The sequence below is a fragment of the Paracoccus solventivorans genome (genome assembly GCF_900142875.1).
Classification (GTDB): Bacteria; Pseudomonadota; Alphaproteobacteria; order Rhodobacterales; family Rhodobacteraceae; genus Paracoccus; species Paracoccus solventivorans.
This window is the reverse complement of the sequence record NZ_FRCK01000006.1, coordinates 21590-37952: the sequence shown is the minus strand read 5'-3', so window position 1 is coordinate 37952 and position 16363 is coordinate 21590. Positions and strand designations below refer to the sequence as shown.

Sequence of the window (16363 nt, the reverse complement as noted above, 5' to 3'; positions counted from 1 at the left end):
CCGCAATTCCGCAACCCACGCTTTCGCCGGACGCCACGCCGGCGCGACTGGTCCGCCCACCGCCGGCGCCGCCCCTGGCGATGCTGGCCGAGCTGACCCACCGCTGCCCGCTATCCTGCCCCTATTGCTCGAACCCGTTGGAGCTGGCCGCCCGCGACAGCGAGCTGACCACCGCCGAATGGGCCGAGGTGTTCCGCCAGGCCGTGGCGCTGGGGGTGCTGCAGCTGCATATCTCGGGGGGCGAGCCGGCCTCGCGTTCCGATCTGGTCGCCATCGTCGCCGCGGCGCGGGAAGCCGGGCTTTACACCAACCTGATCACCTCGGGGATCGGGCTTACGGGTGTGCGGCTGGACGAGCTCGACGCCGCCGGGCTCGACCATGTGCAGCTGTCCCTGCAAGGGGTGAACGCGGGGGTGGCGGATTTCGTCGGCGGCTATCGCGGCGGCTTCGACCGCAAGATGCAGGTCGCGGCCGAGATCGCCCGCATCGGCCTGCCGCTGACCCTGAACGCGGTGATGCACCGCCATAATCTGGGCGATCTGGCGCAGACCATCGCGCTGGCCCACCAGCTTGGTGCGCGGCGGATCGAGATCGCCTGCGTGCAGTTCCAGGGCTGGGCGCTGAAGAACCGCGCTGCCCTGCAGCCGACGCGTGAGCAGGTGGACGAGGCCAAGCGCGTGGTCGCGCAGGCGCGGCGCGACTATGCCGGGAAACTGGCCATCGACTTTGTACCCCCGGATTATTTCGCCGATTTCCCAAAGGCCTGCATGAACGGCTGGGGCTCGACCGGGCTGAATGTCACCCCCGACGGCACCGTGCTGCCCTGCCATGCAGCGGCGACGATTCCGGGGCTCAGCTTCGACAACGTGCGGACGACCCCGCTGGCTCGGATCTGGAACGAGGGTGCCGCCTTCAACGCCTTTCGCGGCACCGACTTTCTGCCCGAGCCCTGCCAGAGCTGCGAGCGCCGCGACATCGACTATGGCGGCTGCCGCTGCCAGGCGATGGCGATCGCGGGCGATGCGCGGGCGACCGACCCGGTCTGCCGCCGCTCGCCCCACCGCGCGCGGCTGGACGCGATCATCGCGGCGGAATCCTCGGCGCCGCCACCCGATTTCGTCTATCGGCGGATGGGGCGCGGCTGATCAGCGCCCGCGCGGCTTGCGGGCGGCCAGCAGCATCCGCGCGTGTTCCGCGATGTAGAGCGTGAACCCGGCGATCCAGGCGGCGCCGGCGGCGGCGATCAGGGTGTTCCAGGCGGCGAACTCGGCCGCGACCCGCAGCAGGGCCGAGGCCGCGATGGCGAGGAAGGCCAGTGTCGTGGGCCATGTCGCCTCGGTGGCGCGGCCGGTGTGGCTGCGGGTGGCGCGGGTCATTACTGCCAGCATCTCGCCCCCGATGGCGCCGGCGGCGAACACATGCAGCGCCGCGGCCTGCGTCAGCCCGCCAAGCGCCGCCAATGCCACCGCGGCAAAGCCCAACGGCACCATCAGCCAACCCAGATGCAGCCCCCAGACCATCGGCTCGCGCCACGCCCGCCAGCCGCGCCAGCGCGCCAGCCGCAGCAGGTTGACCGCGGCGGCAAGGGCGCAGGACGCGGCGGCGGCGGGGGTTTCGGGCCACGCCACCCACAGCGCCAGCGCCGCCACCGACAGCGCCACCGACACGCGGTCGAACCCGTCCAGCGGCGCGGGGACCGGGCCGGGGCGGTGCCGGGCCAGCCAGTTGCGGGTGAAGCTCGGCACCAGCCGCCCGCCCATGATCAGGATCAGCACCACATATCCCGCCACCGCCGCCCGCGCCGCCGGGCGCGGGTCGGCCCCCGTCAGCACCAAGGCGTGGAACCACAGATTCGCCGCCGCGATCACCGCCACCAGCCCGACCAGCTTGAGGTCGCGCCATTTCCGCCCCGCCGCGATCTCGCGCCAAAACAGCGCTGCCATCAGCGGCAGGAACAGCGATTCCAGCAGCACCGCCGGCCACAGCGGCGCTTCGGGCGGCGGAAAGCCGAAGCTCAGCCGCCCCCCCAGCCACAGCGCCGCCAGCGCCATCAGCGGCCGTCCCGACACCGGCATCCGCCCCGTCCAGTTCGGCACCGCGGTCATCAGGAAACCGCACAGCACCGCCGGGGCAAAGCCGAACAGCATCTCGTGCATGTGCCAATGCGAGGCGCCATAGCTCCCCCCCGGCGTGCCGAAGCCCGCCAGCGCCGCGACCCACAGCGCCATGGACAGCACGGCCCAGACCGCCCCGCCCAGGAAGAACGGGCGGAACCCATAGGAAAACAGCGCCGGGCCGTGGTGGTCCAGCCCGCGGGGGATGCCGCCGGGGCGGCGGGGAGGGGGCTTTGGCATGGGCGCAGGATAGGGGGTGCGGTGGGGAATGGAAGGGTGGAGCAGCGGAGCCTGGTCGCGGTGGCGCGGCCCGAGCCGGGGGCCGTCTGCCCCCATCGTCGTATACGACGATCCCCGAGGATATTTGAGATCGCCCGAAGCAGTTGGCCTGAGCCCGCGCGCGAGGGCTGAGCCATATGCGGCGGGCCGTATGCGGTGAGGAACACCCGCCGCTGAAAGCATTTATGACCGCCCGAAGCAGTCGGGTCAGCCGGCCTGTGCCTGCGCGCGGCGGGTGAGCCGCGTGCGGCGCAGGAAGGCGGCGATGAACGCGGCGGTCAGGATCAGGATGATCGTCGGCGCCGGCGCGCTGTCGAGGTAGAAGCTCAGATGCACCCCGGCCAGCATCGACGCCGCGTTGACCGCCACTGCCACCGCCAGCATCCGCCCGAAGCTGCGCACCAGCAGGAAGGCGATGGCGCCGGGGGAAATCAGCAGCCCCACCGCCAGGATCAGCCCGGTGGCGCTGAGCGTGGCGACGATGGCCAGCGACAGTGCGGTCAGCAGCCCGTAATGCAGCGCCCCCACCCGCAGCCCCGACACCCGCGCCTGCGCCGGATCGAAGGCGTGCAGCATCAGGTCGCGCCACCAGACCAGCAGCCCGGCCGAGACCACCGCCCCGATCGCCAGCGCCGTCCACAGATCGCCCGCGCCCACCCCCAGCATGTTGCCGAACAGGATATGGTCCAGATGCACGTCCGAGGTGATCGCCGTGTAAAGCACGATCCCCAGCCCGAACATGCCGGAAAACACCACCCCCATCACCGTGTCCTGCTTGATGCGGCTGTTTTCCGCCAGATAGCCGGTGGCGCCGGCGGTCAGCATGGCGGCGGCGAATGCGCCCAGGATCAGCGGCAGCCCGAGGATATAGGCCAGCACAATCCCCGGCAGCACCGCGTGGCTGACCGCATCCCCCATCAGCGCCCAGCCCTTGAGCACCAGGAAACAGGACAGCAGCGCCGTCGGCACCGCCACGATCAGCGCGATCAGATAGGCGTTCTGCATGAAGGGGAACTGGAACGGCAGCAGCAGCGTCTCGATCACGGCAGCGGCTCCTCGATGGCGGCGCGGGCCCGGGCGCGGGCGGCCAGTAGCCCATGTTTCGGGGCCCAGACAAAGGCGGCCAGGAACAGCGCAGTCTGCAGGCAGACGATGACGCCGCCGGTGGCGCCGTCCAGGAAATAGCTGAGATAGGCGCCAAGGAAGCTGGTCACCGTACCGATGGCGACCGACAGCGCGATCAGCCGCGGAAACCGGTCGCACAGCAGATAGGCGGTGGCCCCCGGCGTCACCACCAGCGCGATCACCAGAAACGCCCCCACCGTCTGCATCGCCGCCACGATACAGGCCGACAGCAGGGTGAAGAACACCGCCCGCAGCAGCCGCGGCCGCAGCCCGATCGAGCGCGCGTGGGTCTCGTCGAAGAACACCACCATCAGGTCGCGCCATTTCAGCAGCATCACCGCCAGCGATACCCCCGCGATCAGCACCAGCTGCAGGGTGTCGGCGGGGGCGATGGCCAGGATATTGCCCATGGTAATGGTCTGGACCGAGATCGCCACCGGATTCAGCGACACCATGAACAGGCCCAGCCCGAAAAACGCGGTGAAGATCAGCCCGATCACCACATCCGCCTTGAGCCCCGAGCGTTCCGACAGAAACAGCATCGCCGCCGCCGCCAGCCCGCCCGAGATGAAAGCCCCCAGCGCAAAGGGCAGCCCCAGCATATAGGCGCCGGCCACCCCGGGGACGACCGAATGCGAAAGCGCGTCCCCGATCAGCGACCAGCCCTTGAGCATCAGATAGGCCGACAGGAACGCGCAGACCCCGCCCACCAGTGCCGATACCCACATCGCGTTGGTCATGTAGCCATAGGCAAAGGGTTCCAGCAACGTCACGGCTCGGTCCCCCCGATCTCGCGCACATGGGCGCGGTCGTCGTAATGGACCAGCGGGCGTTCGTCGTCGGTCAGGATGGTGACGCGGCGCGGGTCGTCGTCGTCATGCAGCGCGTCGCCGCCCAGCGTGATGTGGCGCAGCACCCCGCCGAAGGCGCGTTCCAGGTTCTCGCGGGTGAAGGTGGTTGCGGTCGGTCCATGCGCCAGCACCGTGCCCCGGACCAGCACCACCCGGTCGCAGAACTCGGGCACCGAGCCGAGGTTGTGGGTCGACACCAGCATCACCCGGCCTTCGTCGCGCAGCTCGCCCAGAAGCGCGATGATCTGGTCCTCGGTCTGCACGTCGACGCCGGTGAAGGGCTCGTCCAGCAGGATGACGCGGCCGTCCTGCGCCAGCGCGCGGGCCAGGAATACCCGCTTGCGCTGGCCGCCCGAAAGCTCCCCGATCTGGCGGTGGCGCAGCTCGCTCATGCCGACCCGGGCCAGTGCCGCGTCCACCGCGGCGCGGTCGGCAGGGCGGGGGCGGCGCAGGAAGCCCATGTGGCCGTAGCGGCCCATCATCACCACATCCTCGACCAGCACCGGAAACGACCAGTCGACCTCTTCTGCCTGCGGGACATAGGCCACCAGGTTGCGGCGCAGCGCCTCGGCCACCGGCATCCCCAGCAGGGTGATCCGGCCCGCGGCCAGCGGCACGAAGCCCATGATCGCCTTGAACAGCGTCGATTTTCCGGCGCCGTTGACCCCAACCAGCGCGGTGATGGTCCCTTGCGGGGTGGTGAAGCTGGCGTGGCGCAGGGCGGTGTGGCCGTTGCGATAGGTGACGGTCACGTCCCGCGCGACGATGCCCTGCATGTCCTGCGCGCCGCTGCCTTGCGCGGTGCTGCCCTCGGTGCTCATTCCTGCGCCTCGATCCCCGCCGCCAGCCCGTCCGCGATGGTCTGCGAGGTCACCCGCAGCAGCTCCAGATAGCTGGGCACCGGACCGCCGGGCTCGGACAGGCTGTCCACATACAGCACGCCGCCGTAATGCGCCCCGGTTTCCCGCGCCACCTGTTTTGCCGGCGCCTGGTTGACGGTGCTTTCGCAGAACACCGCCGGGATGTCCTGCGCGCGCACCGTGTCGATGACCTGGCGCACCTGCTGCGGCGTGCCCATCTGGTCGGCGTTGATCGGCCACAGGAACAGCTCGCGCAGCCCCATGTCGCGGGCCAGATAGCTGAAGGCGCCCTCGCAGCTGACCAGCCAGCGCTTGTCCTTGGGGATCCCGGCGATCTGCGCGCGCAGGGGCTCGATGGCGGCGCGCAGATCGGCCTTGTAGCGTTCGGCGTTGGCGGCATAGTCGGCGGCGCCCGCGGGGTCGCTTTCGGACAGGGCGGCCGCAATATTGTCGATATAGATCATCGCGTTGTCCAACCCCATCCAGGCATGGGGGTTGGGCTTGCCGTCATAGTCGCCGCCGGCGATCGGCAAGGGCTCGATCCCCTCGCTGACGACGGCCGCGGGCACGTCGCGCAGGTTGTGCAGGAACTGCTCGAACCACAGCTCCAGATTCAGGCCGTTCCACAGCACCAGATCCGCCCCCTGCGCCGCCACCAGATCGCGCGGGGTGGGGGAATAGCCGTGGATCTCGGCCCCCGGGCGGGTGATCGAGACCACCTCGGCCCGCGTGCCCGCGACGTTGCGGGCGATGTCGGCGATCACGGTAAAGCTGGTCACGACCTTGATCGGCTCGGCCGCCGCCGTGCCCGCCAGCATCGCCAGTGCCGCCGCCAGTGTCATCCGCCCCGCCATGAAGAATCCCTTTCTGCTGTTCCCGCATCATGTAAATGCAACGCATTCGCAACTGTCAAGGCGAATGAGACCCATTCTCATTTGATTGCGGCGCCCGGACCGGCTACAGCACAAGACGGAAAGCAAAGGGTCAGGGGGCGATGGGCGCAGAGACGACGGATTTCGCGCAGGCGCTGCGCGACGCGGGGCTGAGGGTCACGCCGCAGCGCATGGTGCTGCTGTCGATCCTGATGGGCTCGGCCGACCACCCGAACGCCGACGAGCTGCTGGCGCGGGCGCGGGCGGTCGATGATTCCGTGGCGCTGGCCACCGTCTACCGCACGCTGTCGGCGCTGGAAGAGGCCGGGCTGATCCGCAAGCTGACCCTGGAAAACGAACCCGCCCGCTACGAGATCACCCCCGCCGCCGAACACGAACATATCGTCGACATCGACAGCGGCGAGGTGATCGAGATTTCCTGCGACGAGATCAACCGCCTGCGCCGCGAGCTGCTGGACCGGCTGGGCTACGAGATCGTCAGCCAGAACACCCTGATCCGCGCCCGCCGCATCCGCAAGCCGGGGCAGGGCTAGGGCGTCTTTCTGGTTCAAATACCCCGGGGGCGCGGGGGCTGGCCCCCGCTCCGACAGCGCCGCTCAGCGCAGGGGCTCGCCCGGAAACGCCGTGATCGCCACATCTTCGGCCTCCAGCGCCGCGCGCACTGCCTGCGCCATCCCGATCGCGCCGGGGGTGTCGCCGTGCAGGCAGATCGTGTCGATGCGGGTGGGTATCGGGGGGCCGTCCTCGGGCTGGATCGCGCCGGCGCGCAGCATCGCCAGCACCCGGCGCGCGGCCAGCTGCGGATCGTGGATCACCGCGCCCGGAAGGCGGCGGTCCAGCAGCGTGCCGTCGGCCTGATAGGCGCGGTCGGCGAAGATCTCGCAGGCCGCAGGCGCGCCCAGTTGCCGGGCCGCGCGTTCCTGCGCGGTGCCGGCCAGCACCACCAGCACCAGCGCCGGGTCGACGGACAGCGCGCCGCGGAAACAGGCCAGCGCCAGCGCCTCGTCGCGCGCGGCCATGTTGGCCAGCGCCCCGTGCAGCTTGAGGTGCCGCACCGCGCCCCCCGCGGCGCGCGCCATCGCCTGCGCCGCGCCCAGCTGCCAGCGCACCAGATTGGCGGCGCTGTCGGGGGAGAACTGCATCTCGCGGCGGCCGAAGCCTTGCAGGTCGGGAAACCCCGGATGCGCGCCGATGCCGACGCCGCGGGCCACCGCCTCGCGCATCACCCGCGCCATCACGTCCCAGTCGCCGGCATGGACCCCGCAGGCGACATTGGCCGAGCTGATGACCCCCAGCAGCGCCGCGTCGTCGCCCATTTCCCACGCCCCGAAGCCCTCGCCCAGATCGGCGTTCAGATCGACGGTTCTCATCGCTCGCTTCCTTCCGCTGTGGCGCTGACCACGCCGCCGATCAGGTTGTAGGACAGCAGGTCCGCCATGGTGGAGGGCTCGCGCAGCCGACGTGTGATGCGGCTGCGCAGCCCGGCCAGTGCGCTGGCATGGGCCTGCATGGCGGCGCGGGCCTCGTCCTGCCCGACCAGCCGAAAGCGCAGCGCGGCCCCGGGCGGGGCCTGCGCCACCCGGTAGAGGTCGCAGGGCAGCACGGTGGCGATGCGGGGATAGCCGCCGGTGGTCTGACATTCGGCCAGCAGCACCAGCGCGGTGCCGTCGCCGGTGATCTGGATGTCGCCGGGCTGCACGATTTCCGACACCACCGACAGCCCGCCCGAGGGCGCGAATCCCGGCGCATCGCCCTGATCCAGCCGCAGCCCCATGCGGTTGCCGCGCGGGTCGCGGCGGAACGCGGTGCGCTGGAAGCGGGCGATCTCGGCCGCCGGGAACAGCGCCGTCTGCAGCGAGGCCACCACCCGGATCGGGGCGGTGCTGTCGCGGGGCAGGGGGGCGATCCGCAACTCTGCCTGCGTGCCGGGGTCCGGCCCCAGCGCCAGACTGTCCCCTTCCGCCAGCGCCGCCCCGATCCCCGCCGCCAGATGCGCCGAGCGCGCGCCCAGCAGCAGCGGCGCATCGATGCCGCCGCCGGGGACCAGATAGCCATAGCCGCCCGCCAGCGGCGACAGCGCCAGCTCGGCGCCCGCCGGCAGCGCGTGGCTGGCGTTCCAGGCCAGCGGGGTCTCGGCCCCCGCGTCCCGTAGCAGCGCCCGGAACGGCGCCCCGGTCAGGGCGATGCGCGCGGGTGCGGTCAGGCGGAACCGCGCGGGCGCCGCGGCCAGCTCGATGGCGGCCAGCCCGGCGTCCTGTCCCAGCAGCGCCGCGCCCTCGGCCAGCGCCACCGGATCGGCGGCGCCGCCGCGCGACAGCCCCTGCGCCAGGAAGCCCGGGCGGCCCAGGTCCTGCACCGTGATCCCCAGCCCGGCCGCCAGCACGATCAGGCTCATGGCAGCGCCTCGACCGAGACTCCGCCGCCGGGGCTGCGCGCCAGTTCCGCCAGACGCTCGGCCGAGACCGGCGGAAACGCCACCGCGTCGCCGGTGCGCAGCAGGAACGGCTGCGCCGCGCCCGGGTCGAACAGCCGCGCCGCGGTCTGCCCCACCTGCCGCCAGCCGGTCTGCGAAGGAACCGAGAACAGCACCAGCTGCCGTATCGCCAGCGTCAGCGCGCCCGGCTGCACGCGCGGGGTCAGCGCCCGCAGCCGGGGGATGTCCCATTCGGGGCCAAGCTCGCCGATATAGGGCTGGCCGGGGGCAAAGCCGATGGTCAGCACCCGCAGGGGCGCGCAGGCCAGCGCCTCGATCGCCTGCCCGCGGCTCAGCCCGGCCAGCGCTGCGGCTTCGTCCAGATCGGGGGCATGGGCGGGCGCATAGCAGGTCGGGATACGCAGCAGCCGCCGCCCGGCCGGCAGCGCCGCCGCCCGCCAGTCGCGCGAGGCCACCAGCGCCCGCAGCCGTACCAGCACCGGCCCCGGATCCGCCAGCAGGTCGAGCCGCAGATAGGTCGACACCAGCGTGGCGGCGGTTTCCTGAACCTCGGGCCAGCTTGCGGCCTCGATGGCGGCGCGCAGCGCCAGCGCGGCGCGGTTCGCGGGCTCGTCCAGCCGCGCGGCAAAGCTGACCACCAGCCCGTCCACGCCGGTCGGCGCGATCCTTGGGTAATCCTCGCTCACCGTCGCACCCCCTTAGGCCGCAGGATCGCAAAGCGGTGCGGGACTGTCCATCGCCGCCTATGCTCCCGGGTCGAAGCGATAGCCAAAGCGCGCGATATCGGGCGCGCAAAGCCGCGCCACCAGCGCCGCATCGGCGTCGGAATAATAGCGCCGCCAGTCGCGGTCGCGGTCCGAGGCATTCTCCCGCCGCATCTGCAGCGCAAAGCCCAGATGTCGCTCGAACGGGGCCAGATCCGCGGCCAGATGCTCGAGCCGCACCCAGGCATCGCAGCGTTCCACCCCGTCCCGGTCGCGCAGCCAGGCGCCATAGGGCCAGGCGCGGAACGATTCCTGCGTCTGCGGGTGGTGCAGGAACTCGCCGAACCCCAGCGCCTGCGCCAGCGCCACCGCCGGATGGTCGAAACGCTGGACGCGCAGCCAGTGGTAATAGCTGACCAGCCGGTCCCAGGGGTTGCGCACCAGCGTCACCACGAACATCCGCGCGAGTTCGTGCGGCGTCATCAGCCCGTCGATGTCGGCCAGCGTCGCGTGCTTGCGCAGCCGCCCCGCCGCCTGCAGCGTCCTTTGCCGCCGCGCGCGGGCGCGGGCCTTGGGGGTGTCGCCCAGGATGATGTCGTCGCGCATGGCGCGGGCTTCCAGCGCCAGGCTCAGCGCGGTGCCGCCGGTCTTGGGGATGTGGACGAACACATAGGCGCGCCCATGCGAAATGATCACTGCTGGCTCCGGCTGGATGACCGCCCTTGGCCACACCTGCCGGGGCGCGGCGGCGGGGTCAAGCCGGTCAGCTGTCGCCGGGGGGCGTGGAGGAGGGCGGTTGCGGCTTTTTCAGCTTGTGCGCCATCGGGCTGATCAGCCGGTGGATCAGCCACAGCACCGTCATCGCCAGCGCCGTGGTCAGCAGCGCCAGCGACAGATCGCCCATGCCGCAGGCCAGCCCGATCGCCCCGCAGAGCCACATCGAGGCCCCGGTGGTGATCCCGCGTACGCTGACCCCGCTGACCACGATCGACCCCGCGGCGAGGAAGGCCACGCCCGAGGTCACCGCCTCGATCAGCCGCAGCGGGTCGACGCGCATCTGCTGCCCGGGGACCGCCTCGAAATGCACCAGCTCCATCGCCAGGATCGCGAACACCGCGGCGGCGAGAGAGATCATCATATGCGTGCGCAGCCCGGCGGCACGGGAATGCACCTCGCGTTCCCAGCCGATGATGCCGCCCAACAGCATCGCCGCCGCCAGCCGGATCGCGGCCACCTGCAGGGGCAGCGCCCCGACCGGGTCGAAGGCGCGCAGCAGTTCGTCGGTAATTGCGTCCATGGTCGGGCTTTCCGCTGGTGGCGGCGGCCCGGGATCAGCCGGGGCGCGAGGCTTTTTCCTTGATCCCCGAAACCCCCTCGCGGCGTTCGAGTTCCGCCAGCACCTCGGCCAGCGTCACCCCGCGCGCGGCCAGCATCACCAGCAGGTGATACAGCACGTCGGCGGCTTCCGAGGTCAGACGCGCGCGGTCGCCGCGCACGGCCTCGATGATCGCCTCGACGGCTTCCTCGCCGAATTTCTCGGCGCATTTCTCGGGGCCGCGGGACAGGAGCTTCGCGGTCCAGCTGGACTCGGGGTCGGCGCCGCGGCGGGATTCGACGGTGGCGGCCAGCCGTTCCAGCGCGCTCATTCCAGCCGCACCGGGATGCCGGCGGCGGCCATATGGGCCTTGGCCTCGGCGATGGTGTGGGTGCCGAAATGGAAGATCGAGGCCGCCAGAACGGCGCTGGCATGGCCCTCGGTCACGCCTTCGACCAGATGGTCCAGCGTGCCGACGCCGCCCGAGGCGATGACGGGGATGTCCACCGCATCGGCCACCGCCCGGGTCAGCGGGATGTTGTAGCCGTCGCGGGTGCCGTCGCGGTCCATCGAGGTCAGCAGGATCTCTCCCGCGCCTTTCGCGGCGACCGTGCGGGCAAACTCCACCGCGTCGATGCCGGTGGGCTTGCGCCCGCCATGGGTGAAGATTTCCCATTTCCCCGGCGCCACGGTCTTGGCGTCGATGGCGCAGACGATGCACTGGCTGCCGAAACGGTCGGCGGCGGCCGCGATCACATCCGGGTCGGCGACGGCCGCCGAGTTGAAACTGACCTTGTCAGCCCCGGCCAGCAGCAGGGCGCGCACGTCGTCGGGCGTACGCACGCCGCCGCCCACGGTCAGCGGGATGAAGCATTTTTCCGCAGTGCGCGACACCAGATCATACATGGTGCCGCGGTTTTCATGGGTGGCGTGGATGTCGAGGAAACACAGCTCGTCGGCGCCGGCGGCGTCGTAGGCGGCAGCGGCCTGAACCGGGTCGCCGGCGTCGATCAGATCGACGAAATTGACGCCCTTGACCACGCGGCCATCGGCGACATCAAGGCAGGGGATGATGCGGATCTTGAGCATGGCGCCTGATAGCGCGAGGCACGGGCCATGGAAAGCGGGTTTGCGCGGGGGCGCGGTTGCAGCGGGGGTTTCACACCCCCGCACCCCCGTGGGATATTTTCGTGATGAAGAACGGGCCGGGGAGGGGGGCGCGGGAGTCCGCCTGCGACTTGCTGCAGGATGAAAGAGCCGGGAGCGGGCGGGGGCAGGTAGCACGCCCGCGACTTGCAGCAAGATGAAGGATGGCTGGGGAGGGACGCGCTCCGGACGGCAGCACGCCCGCCACTGGAAGCAAGATGGGAGAGCCGGGAAGCGGGCGCGCGCGCCGGGCGGCAGAATGCCGGCCATTGGAAGCGAGATGAAGGAGAGCCGGAGCGGGAGCTCGTGCGGCGTCTGGACTGGGTGAGCGAGGCAGGAGGGGCTGCGCGGTTACCAGCGCAGGACGACGCTGCCCCAGCTCATGCCGCCGCCGATGGCCTCGGTCAGCACCACGTCGCCCGGTTTGAAGCGGCCCTCGCGGTCGGCGACCGACAGCGCCAGCGGGATCGAGGCGGCCGAGGTGTTGCCGTGGTCGGCCACGGTCAGCACCACCCGCTCGACCGGCAGGCCCATCTTTTGCGCGGTGCCGGTGATGATGCGCAGATTGGCCTGGTGCGGGACCAGCCAGTCCACGTCCGCGGGCGCCAGCCCGGCCTTGTCCAGCACCCGGTTGGCGGTGGCGGCGAGTTTTTCCACCGCGTGGCGGAACACCAAGTTGCCCTGCATCCGCAGCACCCCCGCGGTGCCGGTGCGGCTGACGCCGCCGTCCACGTAAAGCAGGTCGCGCAGCTTGCCGTCGCTGTTGAGGTCGCAGGCGAGGATCCCGCGGTCGCTGCTGTCGCCCTTGCCCTCGGCGGCTTCCAGGATCACGGCGCCGGCGCCGTCGCCGAACAGCACGCAGGTGCCGCGGTCGGTCCAGTCCATGATCCGGCTGAAGGTCTCGGCGCCGATCACCAGCACCCGGTCGGCCTGGCCGGTGCGGATCAGCCCGTCGGCATTGGCCAGCGCAAAGACGAAGCCGGCGCAGACCGCCTGCACGTCATAGGCAAAGCCGCGGGTCATCCCCAGCGCGGCCTGCACCATCGTCGCCACCGCCGGGAAGGTCAGGTCGGGGGTCGAGGTCGCCAGCACGATCGCGTCGATGTCGTCGGCGGTCATGCCGGCGCGGTCCAGCGCGTCGCGCGCCGCCGCCAGCGCCAGGTCCGAGGTGAACTCGTCCTCGGCCGCGAAATGCCGCCGCTCGATCCCGGTGCGGGTGCGGATCCATTCGTCCGTGGTGTCGAGCGTCTGCTCGAAAAAGCTGTTCTCGACCACGCGCGAGGGCAGGTAATGCCCCGTTCCGCGCACCACCGAACGTCGCATCAATGTCCTGCCTCTGCCTGTGGGGTACGGCCCGATGCCGCGTCCTGTTGGGCCGGCCCGGCGGCCGGTTCTGCGGGCTGCTCGGCCCAGCCTTCGGCGGGGCCCGCCTGTTCCGCGGCCTCGGCCGCCTGTGCCACCCGCATCTTGAGCCGGTCGTTGAACCCCGAGCGCGCCAGCTGGAACGCCAGCTTGACCGCCGCGGAGACGCCGGTTGCGTCGGCGGCGCCGTGGGATTTCACCACCGTGCCGTTCAGCCCCAGGAACACGCCGCCGTTGACCCGGCGCGGGTCGATCCGCTTCTGCAGCCGCTTCAGCGAGGTCATGGCCAGGAGAGCGGCGAATTTCGACATGATCGAGTTGGCGAAGGCGTCCTTGAGGAAATCTCCGACCAGCTTGGCCGTCCCCTCGCCGGTCTTCAAGGCCACGTTGCCGGTGAAACCGTCGGTGACGATCACATCCACGCGGGCGCTCATCATGTCGCCGCCCTCGACGAAGCCGACGTAATCCATGTTGGCGCCCTCGACCGCGGCGGCGGCGGCGATCAGGCGGTGGGCCTCTTTCAGCTCGGGGCGGCCCTTGTGGTCCTCGGTCCCGACGTTCAGCAGCCCGACGCGCGGCCGCGTCAGCCCCAGCCCGTTGCGGGCGTAGGACGCCCCCATCATCGCATATTGCAGCAGGTCGGTGGCGTCGGCGCGGATGTCGGCGCCCACGTCGAGGATGATGTTGAACCCCTGCGGTCCGCGCGAGGGCCACAGCACCGCGATGGCCGGCCGGTTCACCCCGGGCAGCTTGCGCAGCCGCAGCATCGACAGCGCCATCAGCGCGCCGGTGTTGCCGCAGCTGACCGCGACCGTCGCCTCGCCGTTGCGGACCGATTCGACCGCCGACCACATCGAGGTGCCCTGCGCCGAGCGCACCACCTGCCCGGGCTTGTCGTCCATGGTGACGACGCCCTCGGCATGGCGGATGTCGCAGCGCCCGGCCAGTTTCGAGCGGCGGGCGATCAGGCGGCGCAGTTCCGGCTCGGGGCCGTGGACGATGAAGCGGATGTCCGGGTTCTTCTGCGCGCTTTTCGCAATGCCGGCGATCACGGCCGCCGGGCCGCGGTCGCCCCCCATCGCATCGACTGAAATCACGACCGACCCGGGCGGGCCGGGCAGGGTCGGATCAGACTGGACAAGCGCGGTGGTCATCGCACCCTGCGGCGGTCAATCAGGCTGCGTCGTCGTCCAGGTCGATGTCGTTCGCCTGCGCGACGACTTCGCGGTCGGCATAGTGACCGCACGAGGGGCAGACGTGATGCGGGCGCTTGAGCTCGCCGCAGTTGGGGCATTCGTTCGGGTTCGCGGCGGACAGGCCGTCATGCGAGCGGCGCATGTTGCGGCGGGACCGGGTAACTCGGTTCTGAGGGACGGCCATGGGACAACCTTCGGTGGCAAGATGGACGGCGCGAATCCGCAGATTCCCGCCGTGTCATGTTTCGGATCGAACCGCGCAGATACGTCACAAACCGGAAAGCCGCAAGGGCCAAGGAAAAATGCGGAGGATCGCCGCCGCGGCGCGGGGACGGCTCAGTTGCCGTTGTCGTCCCCGTCCTTGCGCAGCAGCGCCGCCAGCCCGGCAAAGGGGCGGCGGGTGTCGCCCGCCTCCTCCCCGGCCGCCTCGTCGGCGCCGGGATCGTCGGGCAGCGCCGCGCCGGGGGCGCGCGGGTAAAGCGGCAGCGCCAGCGACAGCTCCTCGACCAGCACCTCGCCGGGGTCGATGACCGGGCCCAGGGGCTCGATCTCGTCATCGGGCATCTCGATCTCGTCGCCCTCGGGGGCGGTGGCATGGGGGGAATAGACCCGGCGGATGTCCTCGGCGATGGCGGTCGCGACCGGGGCCAGCGTCACCACGCAGCCCTGTTCCACCTGCGCGGTCAGCCGCCCCTCGAGCAGCCAGGAATCGTTCGGGGCGGGGGAAAGCGTGCCGGTCAGCCGCAGCTGCGGCAGCGCCAGCAGCCCCAGATGTGCAGCGATGCGGGCGCGCGCCTCGGCATCCGGGGCAAGCTCCAGCGCCAGGGGGCGGCGCGCGTTCAGCTGCGACACCCGCAGCTTGTGGGAATAGGGGGCAGGGGACATGTCTTGGGCCTTGGGGTCTGGAGCTGTGGCGGCGGGGCCGAGGAGTGGGCCGCGCCCGCCCGATGTTCTTGAGCGGCGCTGGCGAGTTTGCTAAGCGGGTCGGGCGCCGTCAACCGCCAGGGTCGTTCCTGACGGGGGGCGGGCATGGCACCGACAGCGCCAGCGACACCGATTGCGCCCGAAAGGCCCGGCAGAACGGCCCGGGGGCGATCATCACGGGGGCGCGGTGCGTGGAACGAAGGGACGGCAACGATGACCACGACCCGCCGGCGGGTGATCGCCCTGGCCCTGGCCGCCCCGCTGGTGGCGGCGGCCGGCTGCACGCGGATGTACCGCAACCACGGCTATCTGCCGACCGACGACGAGCTTGCGCAGGTGGTCGTCGGCCAGACCCGGCAAGAGGAACTGGAATATCTGATCGGCCTGCCCAGCTCGCAGGGGCTGCTGACCGGGGCGGGCTGGTATTACGTCGGCTCGCGCTGGGAACGTTTCGGCGTGCGCCAGCCGCGCGAGGTGGAACGGCAGGTGGTGGCGATCAGCTTCGACCAGAACGGCACCGTTTCCAACATCGAGCGTTTCGGGCTGGAACGCGGCCGCGTCGTCACCCTGTCGCGGCGCGTGACCGATACCGGCGTGGTCGATTCCGGGCTGCTGCGGCAGCTTCTGGGCAATATCGGCCGCTTCAATCCCGGCGATTTCCTGAACCAGTGATTCGGCCGGTGGTCCGGGGCCCCGGCCGGGCGGTTCAGCCCGCCGCGGCCTCGGGGACAAAGCGCAGCGCCACCCCGTTGATGCAATAGCGCAGCCCGGTCGGCGGCGGCCCGTCCGGGAACACATGCCCCAGATGCGCGTCGCAGCGCTCGCAGCGGACCTCGGTGCGAATCATGCCGTGGCTGGTGTCGCGATGTTCCCCGATCTCGCCGCCGGCGCGGCTGAAGCTGGGCCAGCCGCAATGGCTTTCGAACTTCTGGTCGCCGTCGAACAGCCGCGCCCCGCAGCAGGCGCAGACATAATGCCCCGGCCCCTGCGGAAACCCGGGGTGCGAGAACGGACGCTCGGTCCCCGCCTGCCGCGTCACGCGATAGGTCTCGGGGTCCAGCAGCTCGCGCCACTCGGCGTCCGGGCGGGTGATCCTCTCTGTCATCGGTTTTCCCTTTCCCCGGTGATTTCCCGGGCGTTTCCATTGTGCATCGGTTCCA

Annotated in this window: 20 protein-coding genes; 3 read left to right on the top strand and 17 right to left on the bottom strand. The window is 71.0% G+C overall.

Annotated features, from left to right (window positions below):
• Nucleotides 1-80 precede the first annotated feature (80 nt).
• Entirely contained in the window at nt 81-1145 is a 1065-nt protein-coding gene (gene pqqE, locus BUB57_RS10180) for a pyrroloquinoline quinone biosynthesis protein PqqE (RefSeq protein WP_234952048.1), read from the top strand.
• Here the strand turns inward: pqqE and BUB57_RS10175 are convergent, their stop codons facing one another.
• The 5 genes from BUB57_RS10175 to BUB57_RS10155 form a co-directional block, all read right to left on the bottom strand.
• Complete coding sequence (locus tag BUB57_RS10175) at nt 1146-2354, bottom strand: NnrS family protein (RefSeq protein ID WP_073066361.1); 1209 nt, start codon at nt 2352-2354, stop codon at nt 1146-1148. It abuts the gene before it with no gap.
• A gap of 246 nt (nt 2355-2600) precedes the next feature.
• Nucleotides 2601-3437 carry a metal ABC transporter permease gene (locus BUB57_RS10170; protein ID WP_073066358.1) on the bottom strand — a complete coding sequence of 279 codons (837 nt, stop codon included), beginning with the start codon at nt 3435-3437 and terminating at the stop codon, nt 2601-2603.
• Nucleotides 3434-4258, bottom strand: a complete 825-nt coding sequence (locus tag BUB57_RS10165) for a metal ABC transporter permease (RefSeq protein WP_073066769.1) — start codon at nt 4256-4258, stop codon at nt 3434-3436. The genes BUB57_RS10170 and BUB57_RS10165 overlap by 4 nt, the downstream gene beginning before the upstream one ends.
• A gap of 29 nt (nt 4259-4287) precedes the next feature.
• Nucleotides 4288-5190 (bottom strand): manganese/iron ABC transporter ATP-binding protein, encoded by a 903-nt coding sequence (locus tag BUB57_RS10160; RefSeq protein ID WP_073066355.1) that lies wholly within the window; start codon nt 5188-5190, stop codon nt 4288-4290.
• On the bottom strand, nt 5187-6083 hold the full coding sequence (locus tag BUB57_RS10155; RefSeq protein ID WP_073066353.1) for a metal ABC transporter substrate-binding protein: 897 nt from the start codon (nt 6081-6083) through the stop codon (nt 5187-5189). Before BUB57_RS10155 ends, BUB57_RS10160 begins: the two co-directional genes overlap by 4 nt.
• A 140-nt stretch (nt 6084-6223) precedes the next feature.
• Here BUB57_RS10155 and BUB57_RS10150 point away from each other — a divergent pair, with 140 nt between their 5' ends.
• A complete protein-coding gene (locus tag BUB57_RS10150) occupies nt 6224-6655 on the top strand; it encodes a Fur family transcriptional regulator (RefSeq protein WP_073066350.1) in 432 nt (143 codons plus the stop codon).
• 63 nt (nt 6656-6718) lie between these two features.
• On the opposite strand, the gene BUB57_RS10145 is transcribed toward BUB57_RS10150, so the two are convergent.
• From BUB57_RS10145 to BUB57_RS10095, 11 genes are all read right to left on the bottom strand, one after another.
• Nucleotides 6719-7492, bottom strand: a complete 774-nt coding sequence (locus BUB57_RS10145; protein WP_073066347.1) for a LamB/YcsF family protein — start codon at nt 7490-7492, stop codon at nt 6719-6721.
• Entirely contained in the window at nt 7489-8517 is a 1029-nt protein-coding gene (locus BUB57_RS10140) for a 5-oxoprolinase subunit C family protein (RefSeq protein ID WP_073066344.1), read from the bottom strand. Before BUB57_RS10140 ends, BUB57_RS10145 begins: the two co-directional genes overlap by 4 nt.
• A complete protein-coding gene (locus tag BUB57_RS10135; RefSeq protein ID WP_073066341.1) occupies nt 8514-9242 on the bottom strand; it encodes a 5-oxoprolinase subunit B family protein in 729 nt (242 codons plus the stop codon). Before BUB57_RS10135 ends, BUB57_RS10140 begins: the two co-directional genes overlap by 4 nt.
• 57 nt (nt 9243-9299) lie before the next feature.
• Nucleotides 9300-9956, bottom strand: a complete 657-nt coding sequence (locus tag BUB57_RS10130; RefSeq protein WP_073066336.1) for a sulfotransferase family 2 domain-containing protein — start codon at nt 9954-9956, stop codon at nt 9300-9302.
• Between the two features lie 67 nt (nt 9957-10023).
• Nucleotides 10024-10557 carry an MgtC/SapB family protein gene (locus tag BUB57_RS10125; protein WP_073066333.1) on the bottom strand — a complete coding sequence of 178 codons (534 nt, stop codon included), beginning with the start codon at nt 10555-10557 and terminating at the stop codon, nt 10024-10026.
• A 34-nt stretch (nt 10558-10591) separates the two neighbouring features.
• Nucleotides 10592-10906 carry a phosphoribosyl-ATP diphosphatase gene (locus tag BUB57_RS10120; protein WP_073066329.1) on the bottom strand — a complete coding sequence of 105 codons (315 nt, stop codon included), beginning with the start codon at nt 10904-10906 and terminating at the stop codon, nt 10592-10594.
• Entirely contained in the window at nt 10903-11664 is a 762-nt protein-coding gene (hisF, locus tag BUB57_RS10115) for an imidazole glycerol phosphate synthase subunit HisF (RefSeq protein ID WP_073066325.1), read from the bottom strand. Before hisF ends, BUB57_RS10120 begins: the two co-directional genes overlap by 4 nt.
• A 408-nt stretch (nt 11665-12072) precedes the next feature.
• Complete coding sequence (locus BUB57_RS10110) at nt 12073-13044, bottom strand: beta-ketoacyl-ACP synthase III (protein WP_073066321.1); 972 nt, start codon at nt 13042-13044, stop codon at nt 12073-12075.
• Nucleotides 13044-14237 (bottom strand): phosphate acyltransferase PlsX, encoded by a 1194-nt coding sequence (plsX, locus tag BUB57_RS10105; RefSeq protein ID WP_073066318.1) that lies wholly within the window; start codon nt 14235-14237, stop codon nt 13044-13046. Before plsX ends, BUB57_RS10110 begins: the two co-directional genes overlap by 1 nt.
• Before the next feature lie 19 nt (nt 14238-14256).
• Nucleotides 14257-14463, bottom strand: a complete 207-nt coding sequence (gene rpmF / locus BUB57_RS10100) for a 50S ribosomal protein L32 (protein ID WP_073066315.1) — start codon at nt 14461-14463, stop codon at nt 14257-14259.
• Nucleotides 14464-14615: 152 nt separating this feature from the next.
• Nucleotides 14616-15164 carry a YceD family protein gene (locus BUB57_RS10095; RefSeq protein ID WP_073066312.1) on the bottom strand — a complete coding sequence of 183 codons (549 nt, stop codon included), beginning with the start codon at nt 15162-15164 and terminating at the stop codon, nt 14616-14618.
• A 252-nt stretch (nt 15165-15416) separates the two neighbouring features.
• Between BUB57_RS10095 and BUB57_RS10090 the strand changes: the two genes are divergently transcribed.
• Nucleotides 15417-15875, top strand: coding sequence for an outer membrane protein assembly factor BamE (locus BUB57_RS10090; RefSeq protein WP_073066310.1), 459 nt, complete (start codon nt 15417-15419; stop codon nt 15873-15875).
• A 34-nt stretch (nt 15876-15909) separates the two neighbouring features.
• Here BUB57_RS10090 and msrB read toward each other — a convergent pair whose 3' ends face one another.
• Entirely contained in the window at nt 15910-16308 is a 399-nt protein-coding gene (gene msrB, locus BUB57_RS10085; RefSeq protein WP_073066308.1) for a peptide-methionine (R)-S-oxide reductase MsrB, read from the bottom strand.
• Between the last annotated feature and the right edge of the window lie 55 nt (nt 16309-16363).

Bases quoted from the DNA above. Each gene is read 5' to 3' on its own strand.
- BUB57_RS10110 (WP_073066321.1), bottom strand. From the start codon at position 13,044: ATGCGACGTTCGGTGGTGCGCGGAACGGGGCATTACCTGCCCTCGCGC.
- hisF (WP_073066325.1), bottom strand. From the start codon at position 11,664: ATGCTCAAGATCCGCATCATCCCCTGCCTTGATGTCGCCGATGGCCGC.
- BUB57_RS10155 (WP_073066353.1), bottom strand. From the start codon at position 6,083: ATGGCGGGGCGGATGACACTGGCGGCGGCACTGGCGATGCTGGCGGGC.
- msrB (WP_073066308.1), bottom strand. From the start codon at position 16,308: ATGACAGAGAGGATCACCCGCCCGGACGCCGAGTGGCGCGAGCTGCTG.
- pqqE (WP_234952048.1), top strand. From the start codon at position 81: ATGCTGGCCGAGCTGACCCACCGCTGCCCGCTATCCTGCCCCTATTGC.
- rpmF (WP_073066315.1), bottom strand. From the start codon at position 14,463: ATGGCCGTCCCTCAGAACCGAGTTACCCGGTCCCGCCGCAACATGCGC.
- BUB57_RS10145 (WP_073066347.1), bottom strand. From the start codon at position 7,492: ATGAGAACCGTCGATCTGAACGCCGATCTGGGCGAGGGCTTCGGGGCG.
- BUB57_RS10120 (WP_073066329.1), bottom strand. From the start codon at position 10,906: ATGAGCGCGCTGGAACGGCTGGCCGCCACCGTCGAATCCCGCCGCGGC.
- BUB57_RS10165 (WP_073066769.1), bottom strand. From the start codon at position 4,258: ATGACCAACGCGATGTGGGTATCGGCACTGGTGGGCGGGGTCTGCGCG.
- BUB57_RS10095 (WP_073066312.1), bottom strand. From the start codon at position 15,164: ATGTCCCCTGCCCCCTATTCCCACAAGCTGCGGGTGTCGCAGCTGAAC.
- plsX (WP_073066318.1), bottom strand. From the start codon at position 14,237: ATGACCACCGCGCTTGTCCAGTCTGATCCGACCCTGCCCGGCCCGCCC.
- BUB57_RS10175 (WP_073066361.1), bottom strand. From the start codon at position 2,354: ATGCCAAAGCCCCCTCCCCGCCGCCCCGGCGGCATCCCCCGCGGGCTG.
- BUB57_RS10150 (WP_073066350.1), top strand. From the start codon at position 6,224: ATGGGCGCAGAGACGACGGATTTCGCGCAGGCGCTGCGCGACGCGGGG.
- BUB57_RS10140 (WP_073066344.1), bottom strand. From the start codon at position 8,517: ATGAGCCTGATCGTGCTGGCGGCCGGGCTGGGGATCACGGTGCAGGAC.
- BUB57_RS10090 (WP_073066310.1), top strand. From the start codon at position 15,417: ATGACCACGACCCGCCGGCGGGTGATCGCCCTGGCCCTGGCCGCCCCG.
- BUB57_RS10160 (WP_073066355.1), bottom strand. From the start codon at position 5,190: ATGAGCACCGAGGGCAGCACCGCGCAAGGCAGCGGCGCGCAGGACATG.
- BUB57_RS10125 (WP_073066333.1), bottom strand. From the start codon at position 10,557: ATGGACGCAATTACCGACGAACTGCTGCGCGCCTTCGACCCGGTCGGG.